This window comes from Spirulina sp. CCY15215, from assembly GCF_016888125.1.
GTDB lineage: Bacteria > Cyanobacteriota > Cyanobacteriia > Cyanobacteriales > Spirulinaceae > CCY15215.
The window spans coordinates 1-207 of record NZ_JACSWA010000040.1; the positions used below are offsets into that span (position 1 = coordinate 1).

A 207-nucleotide genomic window follows, 5' to 3' on the forward strand; every position below is an offset into this window, starting at 1 on the left:
CATAGAAGCGATCGCCAACTTTGAGAATATTAAATCCTTGATAGTCTTCAGCAACTAATTCAATTAATTGAATTAATTCAATTCTGTTGTTGTTGATTGTGGTTTGAACCTCTTCCATCGAACTGCCCACAAAAAAAATGCTGTAGCCTTCTTGTTCTATTTTCTCAAGGCTAAACTCTCCTTCTCCTTGGGGAACACCATAGAAGC

General features: G+C 37.2%; 1 protein-coding gene. It reads right to left on the minus strand.

The window, feature by feature from the left end; all coding sequences use genetic code 11:
- Positions 1-207, minus strand: a 207-nt coding sequence (locus tag JUI58_RS00170; RefSeq protein ID WP_204101746.1) for a hypothetical protein, incomplete at both ends; no start/stop codon positions are given.